This window comes from Parasediminibacterium schistidii, assembly GCF_046546515.1.
In the GTDB taxonomy this organism is placed as follows: Bacteria; Bacteroidota; Bacteroidia; order Chitinophagales; family Chitinophagaceae; genus Parasediminibacterium.
On record NZ_JBKHKJ010000103.1, the window covers coordinates 1 to 257 of the forward strand.

General features: G+C 47.5%; 1 protein-coding gene. It reads right to left on the bottom strand.

Annotation, left to right across the window (positions count from 1 at the left end):
• Window positions 1–70: 70 nt before the first annotated feature.
• On the bottom strand, window positions 71–257 hold a 187-nt coding region (locus tag ACHFIY_RS19340), incomplete at its 5' end, for a hypothetical protein (protein ID WP_410847776.1).

Below are 257 nucleotides of genomic sequence, written 5' to 3' on the forward strand. Positions count from 1 at the left end.
ACTGACAAAACGGCTAAAAATGCAGGAAAGACCGTCCACAGTTGACACACCTTGGGGTTGACAAATGCCGCTAACATGGGTATTGCCGCAAGCAGGGCGTGACGGAATAAACTTCATCTTTTTCTTCTTTATATGGCTTTAGTTCCAGCGTGACGTTATATATTTGGCTTATCGAAGAAACATCGGCAATATTGCAATCACCAGCAGCAGTTCCGGGCTGACCCAGTGCTATGCCCCTGCCTGCAGGCAATACCTTG